Here is a 14735-nt window from a genome sequence, read left to right on the forward strand (position 1 = left end):
GGGAGTGAGTCCTCTGCGTCTCCGGTAGCAAAACAAGGCCCGCATTTGCGGGCGTTGCCATGTCATCCCCGGCGGACTCAGTCCAGGATGGTCAAAACGTAGTACCTACTGGCTTACTCGTGCAACCGGAACGACAGGACCTCCTCAATGTCGAAGACGACGAGGCCCTCTGGCTTCAGCCGTACCCGCCCAGATACCTCCACGACGGCCGTGGTGTTGCACACCGCCGGAGCATCGCGCATCAAGCAGATGTGCTTCTGTTCCGCGTAGAACTGCTTGACCGATTCGGAAGACCCACGCCTGCCGATATCCAGGATGCACCCGCCCTTGCTGCGATGGGAACTGCGCAACATCTCGAAGTGGCGGTTATCGGTTATGTACGTTGCGGACAACACAACCTCCTCCCCATCGTGCTTGCCGGGGTTGCCCGCGATGGCGCACAGCAATTCGTCGCGGGGCTCTACCGCTGCCGTGATTGCGACACGATGCGTGCATGCAGACAGCAGCAGGGTCAGCGCGAACGCAGCACACGCTGGTTTCATGGTCATCTGTCCTTCGTGGCCCTTTGCTGGCGTGCTTCCCAGCACCTAACGGAACCCTCAACGCCTCTGGGCTGCGACCCCGCCGTTGCGGCGGCGTTCCGCTGTACCCGGCCCGGAGCATAACGCTGGGACGCCGCCGGCGTGAAATCACCCCGCCTGTGCGGGTATTCGGGCCGGCAGTATCCTTACTGCCGAACAGCCGTGGCCGCGCCGGATGCGCAGGCCCACCACCCCACGGAGCACCCCATGATCGACCTGAACCAAATCGATGACCTCGCCCGTCGCCTCAGCGACCTGGTGCCGCCGGGCCTGCGCGAATCGCGCGAGGAACTGCAGGCCACCTTCAAGAGCGCGCTGCAGGCGGGGCTGGCCAAGCTGGACCTGGTGACGCGCGAAGAATTTGAAGTGCAGCGCGCGGTGTTGTTGAAGACCCGCGAGAAGCTGGATGCGCTGGAAACGGCGGTGCGCGAGCTGGAAGGCCGCAGCAAGGCAGAATGAAAAAGGAGGCGCACCGCGCCTCCCGTTTACAGAGTATTTCCCTGATGGGGCCTTGCCGCAAGGCCCGCCCGGCGCCCTAGACTCGCCGGCCTGTCGATCCGGCAGGACAGTAGGGGTAGCGCCAATGGCGCAGGACACCGAATGGACACCCGTTTCGCATGACACCTGCGACCAGGTTGCCGCGCCGTTCTATCACGGCACCCGCGCTGATCTCGCGGTGGGCGAATTGCTGAGCGCGGGGTTCCGGTCCAACTATCGCGACAGCGTGGTGATGAACCACATCTATTTCACGACGATTGCCAAGGGCGCCGGGCTGGCTGCGGAGATGGCCAAGGGTGAGGGTCGGCCGCGTGTGTATGTGGTGGAGCCGACCGGGCCGTTTGAAGACGATCCGAACGTGACCAACAAAAAGTTTCCTGGGAATCCGACGCGATCGTATCGGAGTGTGGAGCCGTTGCGGGTTGTTGGCGAAATTACGGAGTGGGAGGCTTACGACGCGGAGTTCGTTCGGCAGTTGAGGGAATTTGTTGCTTCGGGGAGTGGGGAGATCATCAACTGATGAGCTATTGACGTTGGGCGTTGCGCACGTCTTCCCCGGCATCATAGATGTCCAGCCCTAGCTCAATCCCGCGCTGCCCCAAGGCGAGCAAAACACGAGGCGAGAGCGATACACCATCATTGCTGCTGCCCATGAAAAGACCGCAGAACAGGTCAGGCCGGAACCGTGCAAGTGACGCCCATATGGCGAGATCTCCGGTGAGTTGATCGAGGATCTCGAAGATCTGAGCTTCCAGATCCTCAGGCTCACGACGCTCCGCATCAAGTCGCCAGCTTCCGGTCCTGGCGACACGCACGGCGCCGGATTGGCTGCCCTTCAGTTCCTGGCCCTTGTGATGCGAAGCGGTTGGAGTCGCGCCGAGCAAGGCACTGACTTCGTCTGGCAGGAGGTCGTCCCCGAAGAAGCGGAGGGTTACCTGGGAATGATCGAATGCTGCCATTTGACCTCAGTTTCGCCTATGGGAATCCCTTTCATTCTGCAAGCCTCTTCGATGTCAGCTAACGGCCAAAAGCGGTCATCGCGCCACCGCCCCCGTGCGAAGCTACGTCCTGCATTGTATTGCCCACGGCCGACCAACCGAGCCCATTCGCAGCCGCAAGCCAGTCTCACATCAGACCAACCCGAGTACGCGCGGGCTCCCGGTACGCCAGACGTTGTCTACAGTCACCTGCTCGATCACCCACACATCGCCCCTCCGGGAAAGCGCAACGTCGTAGCGATTCTTCATCAGGTAGTGGCTGCCTGGGTCGTCGCGGGATACATGCTGGGCCTCCACCAGCATGTCTACGCTGGCACCGTCCCCATCAATCATCACGCGAGGGTTGCTGATGGAGTGGGTTGTATCAACCTGGCTGAGCGAGCTCGCCAGTGCTTCAACGATGATGTCCCGGCCTTGCAGGACCGGGTACTCGAACCCGGCTTTGGCGGCCGCTGGGCGGAAATCGGAGATCGCGTTCTCGGCGAACGCAGACGCGAGCAGAGCGCGATCGCGCAGGTCGATGCCTGCGGCAAAACGGTAGAGCGCTTCCAGAACGGATTGCTTGTCGCTGGCAAGGTGCTCGGTAGCGTTGGGAACTGACATTTCAAGACTCCTTAGAGTGTGAGGGCCACTCGCGCGCCCTGCAGAGTGATGCGGGTGTCGGCGATGGATTCGGCAAAGCCACTGCCAAAGATGTCGACCGGCGTCTGGAATCCCGCACGCATCCCACCCGCCAGCACACGGCGCGCGGCCTCTATCGCTGCCAGAGGGGTGAAGGTGTATCCGTTCACGGTATCCAGCACGGCATGGGCGGTCGATCCGTCGGCATCCATGACTTCCACTGCTGCGTGGTAGCGGTTGTCGGCGCGCTCCTGGTCGGTGGGGCCGTCTGGCAATGCTTCAATTCCCCCCTCGGGGAATGCGGTTCCGGACACGTGCACGTAGGTTTCGATATCGGCCACGCCGCTTTGGCGGGCAATGGTGATCAGATCAGGTAGGGTCACCGGGAAACAGCTGGACGCACCGTTGCCAAAATCAAAGTCACGCAGCTCGCCCGGGTCACGACCAACAAGCTCACCGCCCCTGCGCATCAGGCATTGCGCGGTGATCTGCTGGATGGCACTGATTGCCGAACCCCGGGACATCGCACCGGAGACGTGCAGCGCGATACCCAACGATGTCGGCCGCTCAACCTGTTCCATCGCGCGCGCGGCAAGGCTACCCAGCATCGCCACGCTGCCCCCGCTTCCCGGCATCAACATCACGCCTGCTTTCACTGCGTCCTGGTCCAACGCTGCAGCGAGCTCATAGCTGACCAGCTCGGCGGCGATATCCAGATAGTGGGCACCGGTACGCAGGCATGCCGCCATCAGCGGCGCAGCTGTATGCACGAACGGGCCGGCACAGTTGAGCAGCACGGTAATTCCGTGCAGCCCGCGCTCCACATCGGTCGCCGCATCCAGGGAAAATACGCGGTACTCGACGCACAGCACGGTCGCCAAGGCACGCAACTGTTCCTCGTCGCGGCCCGCCAGGACCACTTCCAGCCCGGCCTCCTTTGCGCGTGCCGCTGCCATGCGCCCGGTGTAGCCGGGGGCACCGTAGATCATCAGTTTGCTCATGGTGTGTTCCTCGCCGCTCTACTCAAGTGCGGCATCAATGCGGGAAATCCTGCCGTGCGTATCCACGGCAAGGTCAAGCAGACCGATCTCATGTCCGAAGTCACCGGTGAAGTCGACACGGGCGCGAATGCGGGTCCTTCCCAATGCCGTTACCGAGAGCAGATGGGTGACCGTGTGGTAGCCGACGAAGTACCGTTCCAGGTAGTCCTGAACGCCGGCGCGTCCGCGGAACGTGTGACCGGTCGAGGGGTCATCGATCACGGCGGTTGCGGTGAACAACGCGAGGCCCGCCTGCACATCGAAGGCATTGGTCGCGGCAATGAGGGCTTTCACGGTGGCTTCCAACGGCAGCAGCTCCGCAGCCTCACTCATGACCGTGCTGCCAGCTCTTGTAGACGAACTCGAGGCTGTAGCCGTCCGGATCACGTACCTGCGCGGCGTAGTAGCGCGGATCGTAGTGCAGCTGCGCGCCTGGGGGATGAATTTCCGTAGCACCTGCAGCGATAGCTGCGGCGTAGGCGGCGTCGACCATGGCGGTCGAGTCGGCAACGAAGCCGACGTGCATGGCCTGCGCTGCGGCCACTCCCTGCCTCAGCCAGAAGAACACTCGCCCACGCGCACCGAAGCCCTTCAGGTCAGGGTGCCCAGGCGGACCCTGGTGACCGTCGTAGTCGAGCCGATTGACAATGCCCAGCGGCGCCAGCGCGGCAGTGTAGAAGGCGATCGACCGCGTGGTGTCTGTCACCGTCAGAAAGAGATGGTCCAACATGTCTGTCTCCCGTTGAAGTTCAGATGATGTAGCCGCCGGCCACTTCCAGGGTCTGTGCATTTACCCAGCCGTAGCCATCCCCTAGAAGCCCGGCTACGACGCGGCCGACATCGTCGGGCTCCCCCACCCTGCCCAGTGCAGTTTGTGAAGCCAGCAATGCTTCGAATTCGTCATTCAGGCCGCCGCCCAGTTCGGTACGGATCGCGCCCGGCGCCACCGCATTCACGCGAATGCGCCGTTCGCCGAACTCCTTGGCCATGTAGCGGGTGAGCACTTCCAGTCCGCCCTTGAAGGCGGCATACGGCGCCACCCCTGCGGTTGCCACACGCGTGGTGGCGCTGGTGATGTTGACGATGCTCGCACCCATGGCCAGCAGAGGCAGCAAGGCCTGGGTGAGAAAGAACGGGCCCTTCAGATGCACGTTGTACAGGCTGTCGAACTGGTCCTCACTCACCGTCTCGATTGGATTGAACACCCCGAAGCCGGCGTTGTTGACCAGACCCGCAAGTGTGTTTGCGCCCCAGGTGTCCTGCAGCGTCTGCGCCAGCTGCGTAGCGAATGACGCGAAGCTGTCGGTCCTGCCCAGGTCCAGCTGCAGAGCAACGGCGCTGCCACCCTTTTCCTGTATGCGCGCCACGACCTGCTGGGCAGCGTCCGGCTGGGCGTTGTAGGTGAGAACGACACCCATGCCTTGCTGCGCGCAGTTGAGGGCGACACTGGCGCCGATGCCACGGCTGCCGCCGGTGATCAGTACGTGTTTCATGCAGCGATCCTGTGCGATGAATGTTGATGCACAGGCTAGGCCTGAGCACCGAGTGGCGCCGTTCTGATCCTCGCCGATTCTTGCCTATTCCTGCTTTTATCCTTGCCAGGCATATTCCAGGGGTGTCCAATGCCAGCATGGACAACGCCCTGCAAGAGCTTCGCCGCTTGGCGGCAAATGCCGAGAATCGCCGGACTGAAACCGGGATTCCCCGCGTGGCCATGGTCCAGGGCGAGATCCCCGAGCATGCGCTGGCCGCCGTGTACGAGCCGATGATCAACCTGATCCTGCAGGGCAGCAAGTCGATGACGGTGGGCGAGAAGACCCTCCACTACGACCCGGCGACCTACTTCATCATGTCGGTGGACCTGCCGGCCGTCGGCGCGGTGCATCCGACGCCTACGGGCGAGCCTTACCTGGCCGTGAGTCTCACCCTGGACGCAGACATCATTTCCACGCTCCTCTGCGACACCACCGATGAGGCCAGCGGACGCGGCGTGCCTTCATCGCAGACCGAGGCTTTCAATGTGGCTGCGGTAACCCCCGAGCTGATGGACGCGTGGGTGAGGATGCTGCGTCTGATGGAACAGCGCTCCGACATCCCGGCACTGGCTCCGGTATACGAGCGTGAAATCCTTTACCGCGTGCTGCAGGGGCCGCATGGCTGCATGTTGCGCCAGCTGGCTACGCCAGATTCGGCGCTGGCCCGCATCAGTAGCGCCATCCAGCGCATCCGCCATGACTTTTCAAAACCGTTGCGCGTTGCCTCGCTCGCCCGACAGGTGGCCATGAGCGAGTCGGCGTTCCACCGGCACTTCAAGGCAGCGACGGCGCTCAGCCCCCTGCAATACCAGAAGCAACTGCGCCTGCTGCGGGCGCGTCAGATGCTGGCGACCCATGGCAAAGGCGTTACGACGACAGCGATGGAAGTCGGCTATGAAAGCCCCACACAGTTCAGCCGCGAATATGCACGCGCGTTTGGATTACCGCCTTCGCAGGATATGGCACGGATGCTGGCCAGCCGGCGCATGCAGTTGCCGGAGTAATTGCTCCCCACGGTGGAGATGCGTGGGGCCGGCTTCCGTAGACTTGCTGCGCTTGCTATTGGGGTGTCCGCTTTCGACCAGGAGCGGACACTCGCAGTGCCTTGTACAGGTCAAGACGCGAATCGGCTTGGCCTAGAACGAAGTGACGGGCCGGTACCTACTTGAACATGCCCAGCAAGTCCTTGTCCTCATGCCGCTGCTCCCACGTAGAGAGAAAGCAGAAGCTCACCCCACTGTGCATCGCAGCCTTCTGGAACCCAGCCAGCTCTTCCTTCGTGATCGGATACTCAACCGGGTCAAAGTGCAGAAGCGCCCACGGCTTGAAGAATGAGAACCCAGGCAGGAGTTCCGAGAAGACTTCCTTCAGCTTAGGCTGGATGGTGGAGAAGTCCCTGATCGCCCCCGCGCGATTGCCAAGTGCATGGCACTGGCGACGAACGGTTCTGTCTCCACCCACCACGCGCGCAATGAAGTGGTCCTGGCGCACTTGAACGTAAATCAGCTGGCGGCGAAAGATCCTCATCCCCATCTCAACGCCACCTGCTCAACAGCCGTCCGTGTAACTGCATGCCTGCCATCAATGCGTAGGCTCCGCCTTCAGCGCGCTTGAATCCCTTCGCAGCAGGTACAGCGCCACCAGGAACGGCCACAGCGAGTTGATCGACGAGAACACGCGCTGGGTCAGCCCCCTGAACCCTTCCGGATCCGCTCCCACCACGTTCAACCAGAGATAGATGATGCTCGCGATGCTCACCACTGCGGTCACGGCGTACGCCCTTCGGTTGGCGGACCACGCACTCAACTCGATATGCGACATCGCCGGTGCAATGATGTTGGCGATGCCGATGGTGTAGAAGCCGTGCATCGGATGACCCATCGGCCAGAGCCCGTTGGTCAGCATCGAGACGCCAAAGATCATCCAGCAGATCGCACCTACGGCAATGCGACGACCGGACTCCCGCCACACCCCGATGGAGAAGGCCACGAAGCCCACACCGGAGCCGATGGCGGCGATCCTGCCGCAGATGCTTGCAAGCGTTGGCGCCTGCAGCAGCTCGCTGGCGTGCTGCGCAAGCGGGTTGTAGCCCGGCGCGAACAGGGCGGCAACGCTGGTCCAGAACAGGAACCACGGAAGCGGGACCAGACCCGCGGAGAGAAGAAGTCGGTTGCGGCGTAACACGTACAGTGGTCCTTGTTTTGGCCTGCGCCAGTGGGTGGAATCCGTTCAAGTACTGCAGAACCTTCCCGTTGTAGGCAGCACAGCCCTGCGTGACTACATCTGTAGTCAGAATGTGCGTGGCGCCCTGTGGGGGTCAATAGGCAGAAAGTCACTCACGCTTGAACGCGAAGTACGCGGTACCCATCAACCGCCGTCGGACCGATGCTGTCGCATTTGCCGCATCCTGCGTCCCTGCCGGAAGGTTCTGACGACTCCATTCCAGAAGTGCCGTTTTCCTAGCACAGCAAGGCGCTCGCCCCTTTCCGCGCTATGCCACAATGCCAAAAACGTCTCGGGCTTTGGCGGCATTGACCCCAACCCCTTGGCTTTCCCAACAACATCAGGCAACTCTGGTAGAGCCACCGACAACGGGTGGCCGGGCGTCGAAAACCCGATTCACTAGACGTTGTTTACGCTTGCCAGCCGGTGCCGCCACGCGCGGTGCCGGCTGGCAATCCGTCTGCCGGCTATGGCGGGCGGTGCGTGGGGGTCTTGTACCCGCCGGCATTGTCTAGTGATCCGGTTTTCGAGCCACGCATCGTCCGCCACCTTTATCGGTGGCGGCTTCTGCCTGCTTGCACGGAGCCTGCCATGACCACGCCGCACTCCCCTCCCCCGCGCCCCATCCAGGAAGCGCCCTCGTCCGCCCCTGCTTTGGACCCCAACAGCCTCATCGCCATCCTGCGCAGCATCGGCGCCGGCGCTGCGGCCGATGGCCAGCCGTGGCCCGAACGCCATCACCTGCGCAGCCGGCAGATGCAGTTGTCCGACGCCGACTGCGCGTTGACGGGCCAGCGCATCGTGCAGGAGCTCCTGCTGGCCGCCGAGCGCACGCGCCAGAACGGTGAGCCCGACCAGTACGTGGGCGACCGGGTGATGGAAGGGCTGGTGATGGCCGATATCGCACTTACCGCCTTCATCCACGAACGGGTGCGCCCACGGGAGTGAGCGCATGAAGAAGTACGGTTCTGCAGCGGCGGTGGCGTGCATCGTTCTGATCGGTGCGATGTGGGCCGGATGGCCCGAACCGGCAGGCGAACAGGTGTGGGCCTACCAGAAGCTGCGCCCGGCCGATTACCGGCTACTGCACAGTGATGCACTCGGCTTCGTTACCGCGAAAGAGGATGAGGGCTTTGAACTGCACACGCGCTATGCCGGTGTAACGTCCTTCGAGATCCGGTGCAAGGGCGTTCTGGTGATGGACGTGGAGAATGCCCCCTCACGCGTGCTGATCCGGATGCCTGCCGATGCACTGTGGCGGGCGCCGGATATCGAGCGCCTGCGTCTCAGCTTCGTGCGTTGGTTGGATCTTCACCAGAGCCAGGGGCAGCTGCTGGTGGAAAGTGCTGGGCCATCGTGGGTTGAGGCGCGGTTTGGGCGCTTCAATGGGGCGGTACCTGATGGGCAGCGGTGCTTGTTTGAGTCGGCAGGGACATGAGGTGCCCGGGACGGCCCGCATGCACCGTTCGAATTCTGGTTCTCCCTACCTTGCCGAGTGGAGCCGACGTCCCCCGAGATTGAGTAGCGCAACGGTTTGGAGTCCAATCATCAACGCCTTTAGTCCGGCAAATTCGATGACGGTCAAGTTCAACGAGGTTACCAAGGACGCCACTTGCTCCCGGTGGTGGACGCAGGTCCAGCAGAATCAGTGCCCACTATGAAAGACGGAAAGATGATGAAAGCACGGAAAATTCTGATCCTCGCCCCAGCTCTGTTGGTGATGATCACTGCGGGATGCGGCGACCATGAGGCTGTGTCTGCGCCTGCACCCGACACCAGCAAAAATGTGGCTGATCAGCTTGATGCTGCAAAGGACGGCGCTTCTACTGCCATTTCCTCCGGTGGCAATCAACGTCCTGCCACGTTGGAGTACCAATGTGCTGATGAACCTGGCTGCGCCATCAGTCCTCTGGCCGCCAGAGATCGGGAGGAAGCTAATTGGCTGATGGATAACGGCTACCCCTCAGCAAATGAACTGAAGGCATTCTCCGCGCTGTCCCGCAGCCAGCTCAAGAGGCAGGCGGATGACGGCTCGCTATCGGCCATGGTCCTGTATGGCGAAAGGGCGGCATCGGAGGGAGATACAAAGGAAGGCATCGACTACATTACTGATGCGATCAACCGTGGCAGCATCTATGGCTATTACGGAATGTCCAGCGTGTATCAGAACACGCCCGGACTGAAGAACGTCGTGGACTCCGGTGCATACTTGCGTGTGGCCTACACTTTGGGCGATTCGAAAGCGGCAAATGAACTGCAGCTTCGTTTCCCAGGGCTGACCCAAGTTGAGCAGGCCGCAATCGATGCCCGTGCCGCATCGCTCTATCAGACGTTCGCAAAGTCCAAGCAACCCATTCCCCGCCCCTGAGCATGTTCCAGACCACTCCGGCATCGCATGCCGGGGTGGTCAACCTTCCGCATGACATGAGCTCGCCACGGAAACGGAGCCGTCTTCCCTCAGCCGGACGCTTACATACACATCTGGCGGGGGTATCCGATGGATCGACGCCCCGGCAGGAAGGATCTCCCAGCTGGTGATCGAACCGCAGACCGTTTTATGAATCAACCTGCGACTATCCAACCCCCGTCTGGAAAGCTCGGCAACAACCACTTCAGGGAGGGGCGATCAAAGCCCTTGTAGGCAGTGCAGGTCTTTCCGCTCTGACCCATGGGATACGTTGAACTCTCCACCTCGTCCCTGCACCCCAGCAGGCTCAGGACGAGGAAGAGGACGGCTGGTATCCGAATGCATCGCATTGCCGGTCACTCCTTCTTGCCGCCGCGGCGGTATGCATTGCGGTGATTGGAACGATGCGGGCAAGCCTGCCCGGGCGAGCGAGCGAGTGTCATGGTGATCCAGCAAACACCAGACCTAGACACCATCGCAGTCATTGCCCCCCTTCACCAGCGTCCCAACGTCCCGCAGAAACGTCTGGATATCCGCGACCGAGCTGCACATGCTCTCCGGCGTGACGTCGAAGCTATTTCCCGCCGCCCGCTTCTTGAATGCCTCCAGTTCAGAGCGGCATTGCGCCGCCAGCTTCCTGGCATCCAGCTTCGCAGCAGCCTGAATCACCGGGCCGCCTCGCGAAGCGACGTAGCATTTGTAGTCCTCTGAAAGTGCCCCGTCCATGCGGAAGCGTGAGAGTTCCAGCAAGTGTTTGGGGGCAGAAGGGCTGCTACTGCCGCCTATAAGGGCGAGCCCAAGTTCCGCGCCATCAGCCCCCGCGCATGCATAGGGGCTCTGCGAACACAGTGACCTGCGTTCCGAACTCTTATGCACGGCCAACGAGGCGAGAATGGCGTGCTCTGCCATCCTGATGTCCGCCGCAAGTCTCTGGGCCATGGGACGGGCCGACGCCGAGCTTACAAGCGCGACGCATAGAACGAGGCATGGAATGAGCAATTTAGCCTTCATTGGCTTACCAGAGGCGTGGAAGAAGAAACGCACGAACGATCTGCAGGATGTGAAGCGCATGGTGCCGCATTTCAGGGTCCGATCCCACCGCTGATGCGGCAACGTTCTTATCCTGGACATGGAAACAAGCGTGGCGGCGATGGCGGGTGGCGGCAACCCGCCCTGCTCCGGCGAAACTCCGCTCGCGCTCCATGGCGCGCTGCTTTTTTGGAAGAGCTTCCCGAGTGGAACCCACGACTGCGACGCAGGGGACCACGGCCGAGTCAGCCGCATCGCCAGCCATGCTGTCGCACGGTTGGCAGGTTTCCCCGTCCCGAATTTTCCCGAGATTCACTAAATCGGGTATCGCGGCACCGTTTCGGTGGAACTTGTGGCTGCGCTGAAGCCCCGCTAGCATCGGCTCAACAGCTTTCCCGTCCTGCCCCCGCATCCATGATGGAAGCCCCCGTGACCGAATCGACCCCCATTGAAGTTTCAGCCGAAGCCGCATCTCACAAGGGCGAATTTTTCCTGATCGACGCCAGCGTCCCGGGAAACGGCAAGGTTCCCGGCATAGAGATCGCCAACGAAGAGAAGCTGTTCGACCCGGGGATGAATGTCGTCTCGCGTCCTGACGGAACGCCAGACCAGTATCCGGAGCGCCCCCATCTGGTTCATGTGCCGGAGAAGGGCGGAATGCCACGCGACCTGGAAGAGCTCGCTGGCATATGGATTGTGTCGGAGCCGTTGAAGCAGCTGTTTGAGCAGGTGGACGCCGAGGCGTTTGCATTTGTGGCCTGCGACTTCAGCCTTGCTGACGGCAGCCCTGGCCCTCGGTACTACCTGGGCAATGTGCTGCGCAGGCTCGATGCCCTGGATGAAGCCGCTTCCCGCGTGAAGATCAAGCTCGACCACAATTATCAGACCGGCGAGGACGAGAAGCTTTACAGCCTCGTCGGCGGAGCGAGCCTGGTGTTCAAACAGGATGTTGTGGGAGATGCCCATATCTTCCGGCAGGATCGCATGGGAGCACCGCCCATCTGCGACCGCGCGATGTTTGATGCTTTGAGTGCGGCCAGCTTCTCCGGCGTACGGCTGCGCGATGTAGCCGATATTTAAGACGAGCTCTTTCAAACGGAATCTTGAATGAGGTGGTGCGCATGGCCGACACACCGGTTTTTCAGGGACACCATCTGATCGAACAGATTGCGTTCGAACAGAGCCAGCTGCTGAAGTCGCTTGCCAGGAGTGGTCATTTCGCGCTCCACGGCCCCGACAACATTCTCAACCTGCCCGCGAACCCTGCGCTGGCGACCAGGTTGAGTATTTCGCCACACTCAGGCGGCCCGTTGAGTGCGTACTCGGATCAACTGAAGTTCGTTCTCGACGACCTCGCGGAAACATCCGATGGCCGCGCTCTGCTGTCGAAGGAGACGCCGCCGGATGTGCGGGCCGCCGCGGCCGAGCGTATGGGTGCCCGCATCCAGAACCTCGAACATACCCTTCGCGCCGGCATCATCAACGGCGACCTGGTCACCAACACGCCCGAGAACATGACCCCGGCGGAAGCCAACGCCAAGGTCCGCACCTTCTTCTCTGATCTGGACGGCTACCAGCGCACCCACGCCACGCAGATTGCGGAACTGAAGACGCTCAATCCGTCCGAGTTGCGCTGGCGCGGCGTCACCCAGTCCGAAGCCAACGTGAGGTTGGCGCTGGATGCCATCGACGAACCCGGCAACTCCACCCTGAGCGAGCGCTGGGGTGGCCGCGCATCGTTGGGCACCGCCATTCAAGAGGCCAACCAGGGCGGCCGCCTGCCGTTGAGCGAGCACACCGCCGTCCGCGTGCGCACTGCGTTCAACCCGGAAATGCCTCTGACCATCGTGCGCCCCGGCCCGGCAACCACAGCTCCGGAACTGGCTGGCACTGCAGGGCGAGCGGGTGCTGCGGAAGGTGCCGCCGAAGCGGCTGCCGCCGCGCGCGGACAGATTACCGGCGCCCGCGTACTCGGTGCCGCGGGCGTCGCCGCTCTGGCCGTGGACTTCGCCATCACCGGCCACCGCGTGGCCGAGTTGCGCAGCGAGGGCAACGACGCCGGCGCAAAATCTGCTGCCACCCACTTCGTGGGGCGTACCGCGGGCGGCTTCGGCGGCGGTTTCCTGTTGGGCGCAGGGTACGGCGTGGTTACCGGCTCGTGGACCGGGCCAGGTGCGCTGGCTACCGGGCTGTTGGGCGGCGTGGCCGGTGGCTTTGCCGGTGAGTACTGGGCCCAGTACCAGGACAAGAAAGCCGTCTACACCCAGGTGGACCGCAGCGGCAACGAATGGAGCCGCGACCCGGAGGATGCAAAGGGCACCTGGAGCCGCAGCGTGCGCACGCCGCAACCCGATGGAAGCTACCGCGAGACCACGATGCTCGCCGGTGGCCGGCTGGTGGATGAGCTGAACTACAAAGCCGCCAACGACTCCTATTCGCTGGGCATGGCCAACCTGCCCAAACCGCAGAATCCCTTCAAGCTGGATGCAAGCGGAGAGAAAACGCCCCCGCGCGAGCCGTTCGAAACCAACCGCCACTACGTGCGCAACCCGAACAACGGCGAATGGAACCTCTCCATCCACGCAGTGATTGATGGACGCGTCCCGTTGGACTACAGCGTGTCCGTCAGCCCGGAAAAGGCTGGCCAACTGGAACTGGAATCGCAGCGCATCATTGCCCAGAACGCCGCAAACACGCCGGAGGCGCTCGCCGCCCGTTACCAGGTGGCGTTCAACCAGTACAACTGGCACGAGTTCGCCAGCATCGAGCCGGTACCGGAGGTGATCACCAACGCGCAGAACCAGACGCAACCCTTGCGCGCCTCGAACGGCGAGAAGTACACACAGGATGCCAACGGGCAGTGGCACACCCCGGGCTGGGTGTATGGCACCAACCCGGCCGAAGGCAGCATCATCGAGGAGCTCAATCGCACGCGTCAGAGCCAGCAGGCCGGTGTGCAGGAGCTGGCTTCCATGGCGGACATTGCCCGGGCCAATCCCACGCCAACCGAGTACGGCCTGCGTCGCCAGGTGGTGGACGCCTACCAGAGCGCCGGCATTGTGCGGAACGCAGAAGAAATTGATGACGCTGTAGCTGCTGTTGCCCAGGATCACGCACGCACCGTGCCCAGCTTCGGCACTTTCATGCTGCAGGTACAGAAGGATGGCTCGCTGGCCACACTGGCCGGGAAAGATGACGAGCGCATGCAGATCGTTGCCGTTACCACGCCGGCGGAGATTGCACAGGCATACCTGCAGCGCACGACTGCACCGCAGGAACAGCCACCGGCAGTCGCTCCTCCGAGCGCACCGTCGCCACATACCACTTCGCCTGCTACACAGCACAAAACTGAAGTCGGCCAACACCACAGCACAGCCCCACGGCCGGAGGACGCCGGGCTGCTGGGGCAGTTGCGCTCGTCGGTGGCCATGCTGGATGAAAAGAACAACAAACCGTGGGACCAGAGCAGTGATCGCCTGCTGGCCTCTGCCTACAGGCTTGCGGCAGAGGCCGGGTTCAAGCCCGGCGACAAAATAGACATGGCGTTGAATGAGGCCACCGAAACCCGTGCTGCGGGTACCACATTGTTCGTGACGCGCTCGGGGCCGGGCGCGTCATCAGACCCCGCCGCCAACCGGGTGCAGATGCCGACGCAGGACGCGCTGGCCGTCGCACCGGAGCAGCAGTATGCAGCGGCCAACCGGAGCCTTGGTGCTCAGGACCAGGAGCGGTCACAGCAACTGGCACAAGCGCAGACGCAGGAGCAGGAGCAGAGCCGGCAGGGGCCGCGGATGGGCTGATGG

Annotated in this window: 18 protein-coding genes; 8 read left to right on the forward strand and 10 right to left on the reverse strand. The window is 62.5% G+C overall.

Annotated elements, in window-relative coordinates:
• Positions 1-113 precede the first annotated feature (113 nt).
• Positions 114-548: a hypothetical protein gene (locus tag HUT07_RS18735; RefSeq protein ID WP_176022172.1), complete on the reverse strand. Its 435-nt coding sequence runs from the start codon at positions 546-548 to the stop codon at positions 114-116.
• A gap of 240 nt (positions 549-788) precedes the next feature.
• Here HUT07_RS18735 and HUT07_RS18740 point away from each other — a divergent pair, with 240 nt between their 5' ends.
• Positions 789-1040 carry an accessory factor UbiK family protein gene (locus HUT07_RS18740; protein ID WP_089237467.1) on the forward strand — a complete coding sequence of 84 codons (252 nt, stop codon included), beginning with the start codon at positions 789-791 and terminating at the stop codon, positions 1038-1040.
• 124 nt (positions 1041-1164) lie between these two features.
• Entirely contained in the window at positions 1165-1599 is a 435-nt protein-coding gene (arr, locus tag HUT07_RS18745; RefSeq protein WP_176022173.1) for an NAD(+)--rifampin ADP-ribosyltransferase, read from the forward strand.
• Positions 1600-1603: 4 nt separating this feature from the next.
• Here the strand turns inward: arr and HUT07_RS18750 are convergent, their stop codons facing one another.
• The 6 genes from HUT07_RS18750 to HUT07_RS18775 all read right to left on the reverse strand — a co-directional run bounded on the left by HUT07_RS18750 (position 1604) and on the right by HUT07_RS18775 (position 5231).
• Complete coding sequence (locus HUT07_RS18750; protein WP_176022174.1) at positions 1604-2038, reverse strand: DUF4279 domain-containing protein; 435 nt, start codon at positions 2036-2038, stop codon at positions 1604-1606.
• A 171-nt stretch (positions 2039-2209) separates the two neighbouring features.
• Positions 2210-2680 carry a nuclear transport factor 2 family protein gene (locus HUT07_RS18755; RefSeq protein WP_176022175.1) on the reverse strand — a complete coding sequence of 157 codons (471 nt, stop codon included), beginning with the start codon at positions 2678-2680 and terminating at the stop codon, positions 2210-2212.
• Between the two features lie 11 nt (positions 2681-2691).
• Positions 2692-3699, reverse strand: a complete 1008-nt coding sequence (locus HUT07_RS18760) for a saccharopine dehydrogenase NADP-binding domain-containing protein (protein ID WP_176022176.1) — start codon at positions 3697-3699, stop codon at positions 2692-2694.
• Between the two features lie 18 nt (positions 3700-3717).
• Positions 3718-4071, reverse strand: a complete 354-nt coding sequence (locus HUT07_RS18765; protein WP_176022177.1) for a nuclear transport factor 2 family protein — start codon at positions 4069-4071, stop codon at positions 3718-3720.
• Positions 4064-4468 (reverse strand): VOC family protein, encoded by a 405-nt coding sequence (locus HUT07_RS18770; protein ID WP_176022178.1) that lies wholly within the window; start codon positions 4466-4468, stop codon positions 4064-4066. The genes HUT07_RS18765 and HUT07_RS18770 overlap by 8 nt, the downstream gene beginning before the upstream one ends.
• Positions 4469-4487: 19 nt before the next feature.
• On the reverse strand, positions 4488-5231 hold the full coding sequence (locus tag HUT07_RS18775) for an SDR family oxidoreductase (protein WP_176022179.1): 744 nt from the start codon (positions 5229-5231) through the stop codon (positions 4488-4490).
• A 137-nt stretch (positions 5232-5368) separates the two neighbouring features.
• Between HUT07_RS18775 and HUT07_RS18780 the strand changes: the two genes are divergently transcribed.
• Positions 5369-6277: an AraC family transcriptional regulator gene (locus HUT07_RS18780; RefSeq protein WP_176022180.1), complete on the forward strand. Its 909-nt coding sequence runs from the start codon at positions 5369-5371 to the stop codon at positions 6275-6277.
• A 157-nt stretch (positions 6278-6434) separates the two neighbouring features.
• Here HUT07_RS18780 and HUT07_RS18785 read toward each other — a convergent pair whose 3' ends face one another.
• Positions 6435-6800, reverse strand: coding sequence for a hypothetical protein (locus tag HUT07_RS18785; RefSeq protein ID WP_176022181.1), 366 nt, complete (start codon positions 6798-6800; stop codon positions 6435-6437).
• A gap of 54 nt (positions 6801-6854) precedes the next feature.
• Positions 6855-7457 (reverse strand): DUF998 domain-containing protein, encoded by a 603-nt coding sequence (locus HUT07_RS18790; protein ID WP_176022182.1) that lies wholly within the window; start codon positions 7455-7457, stop codon positions 6855-6857.
• A gap of 630 nt (positions 7458-8087) precedes the next feature.
• Here HUT07_RS18790 and HUT07_RS18795 point away from each other — a divergent pair.
• From HUT07_RS18795 to HUT07_RS18805, 3 genes are all read left to right on the forward strand, one after another.
• Positions 8088-8444, forward strand: a complete 357-nt coding sequence (locus HUT07_RS18795; protein WP_176022183.1) for a hypothetical protein — start codon at positions 8088-8090, stop codon at positions 8442-8444.
• 4 nt (positions 8445-8448) lie between these two features.
• Positions 8449-8934 (forward strand): cold-shock protein, encoded by a 486-nt coding sequence (locus HUT07_RS18800; RefSeq protein WP_176022184.1) that lies wholly within the window; start codon positions 8449-8451, stop codon positions 8932-8934.
• Between the two features lie 219 nt (positions 8935-9153).
• Positions 9154-9864 (forward strand): hypothetical protein, encoded by a 711-nt coding sequence (locus HUT07_RS18805; RefSeq protein WP_176022185.1) that lies wholly within the window; start codon positions 9154-9156, stop codon positions 9862-9864.
• A gap of 504 nt (positions 9865-10368) precedes the next feature.
• Here HUT07_RS18805 and HUT07_RS18810 read toward each other — a convergent pair.
• Positions 10369-10812 (reverse strand): Imm57 family immunity protein, encoded by a 444-nt coding sequence (locus tag HUT07_RS18810; RefSeq protein WP_176022186.1) that lies wholly within the window; start codon positions 10810-10812, stop codon positions 10369-10371.
• A 537-nt stretch (positions 10813-11349) separates the two neighbouring features.
• Here HUT07_RS18810 and HUT07_RS18815 point away from each other — a divergent pair.
• Both HUT07_RS18815 and HUT07_RS18820 read left to right on the forward strand, forming a co-directional pair.
• Positions 11350-12012 carry a DUF1629 domain-containing protein gene (locus tag HUT07_RS18815; RefSeq protein WP_217706646.1) on the forward strand — a complete coding sequence of 221 codons (663 nt, stop codon included), beginning with the start codon at positions 11350-11352 and terminating at the stop codon, positions 12010-12012.
• A gap of 41 nt (positions 12013-12053) precedes the next feature.
• A complete protein-coding gene (locus tag HUT07_RS18820) occupies positions 12054-14732 on the forward strand; it encodes an XVIPCD domain-containing protein (RefSeq protein ID WP_176022188.1) in 2679 nt (892 codons plus the stop codon).
• Positions 14733-14735 lie beyond the last annotated feature (3 nt).

This window comes from Stenotrophomonas sp. NA06056 (genome assembly GCF_013364355.1).
In the GTDB taxonomy this organism is placed as follows: Bacteria; Pseudomonadota; Gammaproteobacteria; order Xanthomonadales; family Xanthomonadaceae; genus Stenotrophomonas.

What these genes read in the sequence shown, in the direction of transcription:
- HUT07_RS18780 (WP_176022180.1), top strand. Translation starts at nt 5,369, where the DNA reads ATGGACAACGCCCTGCAAGAGCTTCGCCGCTTGGCGGCAAATGCCGAG.
- HUT07_RS18820 (WP_176022188.1), top strand. Translation starts at nt 12,054, where the DNA reads ATGGCCGACACACCGGTTTTTCAGGGACACCATCTGATCGAACAGATT.
- HUT07_RS18760 (WP_176022176.1), bottom strand. Translation starts at nt 3,699, where the DNA reads ATGAGCAAACTGATGATCTACGGTGCCCCCGGCTACACCGGGCGCATG.
- HUT07_RS18785 (WP_176022181.1), bottom strand. Translation starts at nt 6,800, where the DNA reads ATGAGGATCTTTCGCCGCCAGCTGATTTACGTTCAAGTGCGCCAGGAC.
- HUT07_RS18740 (WP_089237467.1), top strand. Translation starts at nt 789, where the DNA reads ATGATCGACCTGAACCAAATCGATGACCTCGCCCGTCGCCTCAGCGAC.
- HUT07_RS18810 (WP_176022186.1), bottom strand. Translation starts at nt 10,812, where the DNA reads ATGGCAGAGCACGCCATTCTCGCCTCGTTGGCCGTGCATAAGAGTTCG.
- HUT07_RS18775 (WP_176022179.1), bottom strand. Translation starts at nt 5,231, where the DNA reads ATGAAACACGTACTGATCACCGGCGGCAGCCGTGGCATCGGCGCCAGT.
- HUT07_RS18755 (WP_176022175.1), bottom strand. Translation starts at nt 2,680, where the DNA reads ATGTCAGTTCCCAACGCTACCGAGCACCTTGCCAGCGACAAGCAATCC.
- HUT07_RS18750 (WP_176022174.1), bottom strand. Translation starts at nt 2,038, where the DNA reads ATGGCAGCATTCGATCATTCCCAGGTAACCCTCCGCTTCTTCGGGGAC.
- HUT07_RS18765 (WP_176022177.1), bottom strand. Translation starts at nt 4,071, where the DNA reads ATGAGTGAGGCTGCGGAGCTGCTGCCGTTGGAAGCCACCGTGAAAGCC.
- HUT07_RS18815 (WP_217706646.1), top strand. Translation starts at nt 11,350, where the DNA reads ATGGAAGCCCCCGTGACCGAATCGACCCCCATTGAAGTTTCAGCCGAA.
- HUT07_RS18795 (WP_176022183.1), top strand. Translation starts at nt 8,088, where the DNA reads ATGACCACGCCGCACTCCCCTCCCCCGCGCCCCATCCAGGAAGCGCCC.
- arr (WP_176022173.1), top strand. Translation starts at nt 1,165, where the DNA reads ATGGCGCAGGACACCGAATGGACACCCGTTTCGCATGACACCTGCGAC.
- HUT07_RS18735 (WP_176022172.1), bottom strand. Translation starts at nt 548, where the DNA reads ATGACCATGAAACCAGCGTGTGCTGCGTTCGCGCTGACCCTGCTGCTG.
- HUT07_RS18800 (WP_176022184.1), top strand. Translation starts at nt 8,449, where the DNA reads ATGAAGAAGTACGGTTCTGCAGCGGCGGTGGCGTGCATCGTTCTGATC.
- HUT07_RS18805 (WP_176022185.1), top strand. Translation starts at nt 9,154, where the DNA reads ATGAAAGACGGAAAGATGATGAAAGCACGGAAAATTCTGATCCTCGCC.
- HUT07_RS18770 (WP_176022178.1), bottom strand. Translation starts at nt 4,468, where the DNA reads ATGTTGGACCATCTCTTTCTGACGGTGACAGACACCACGCGGTCGATC.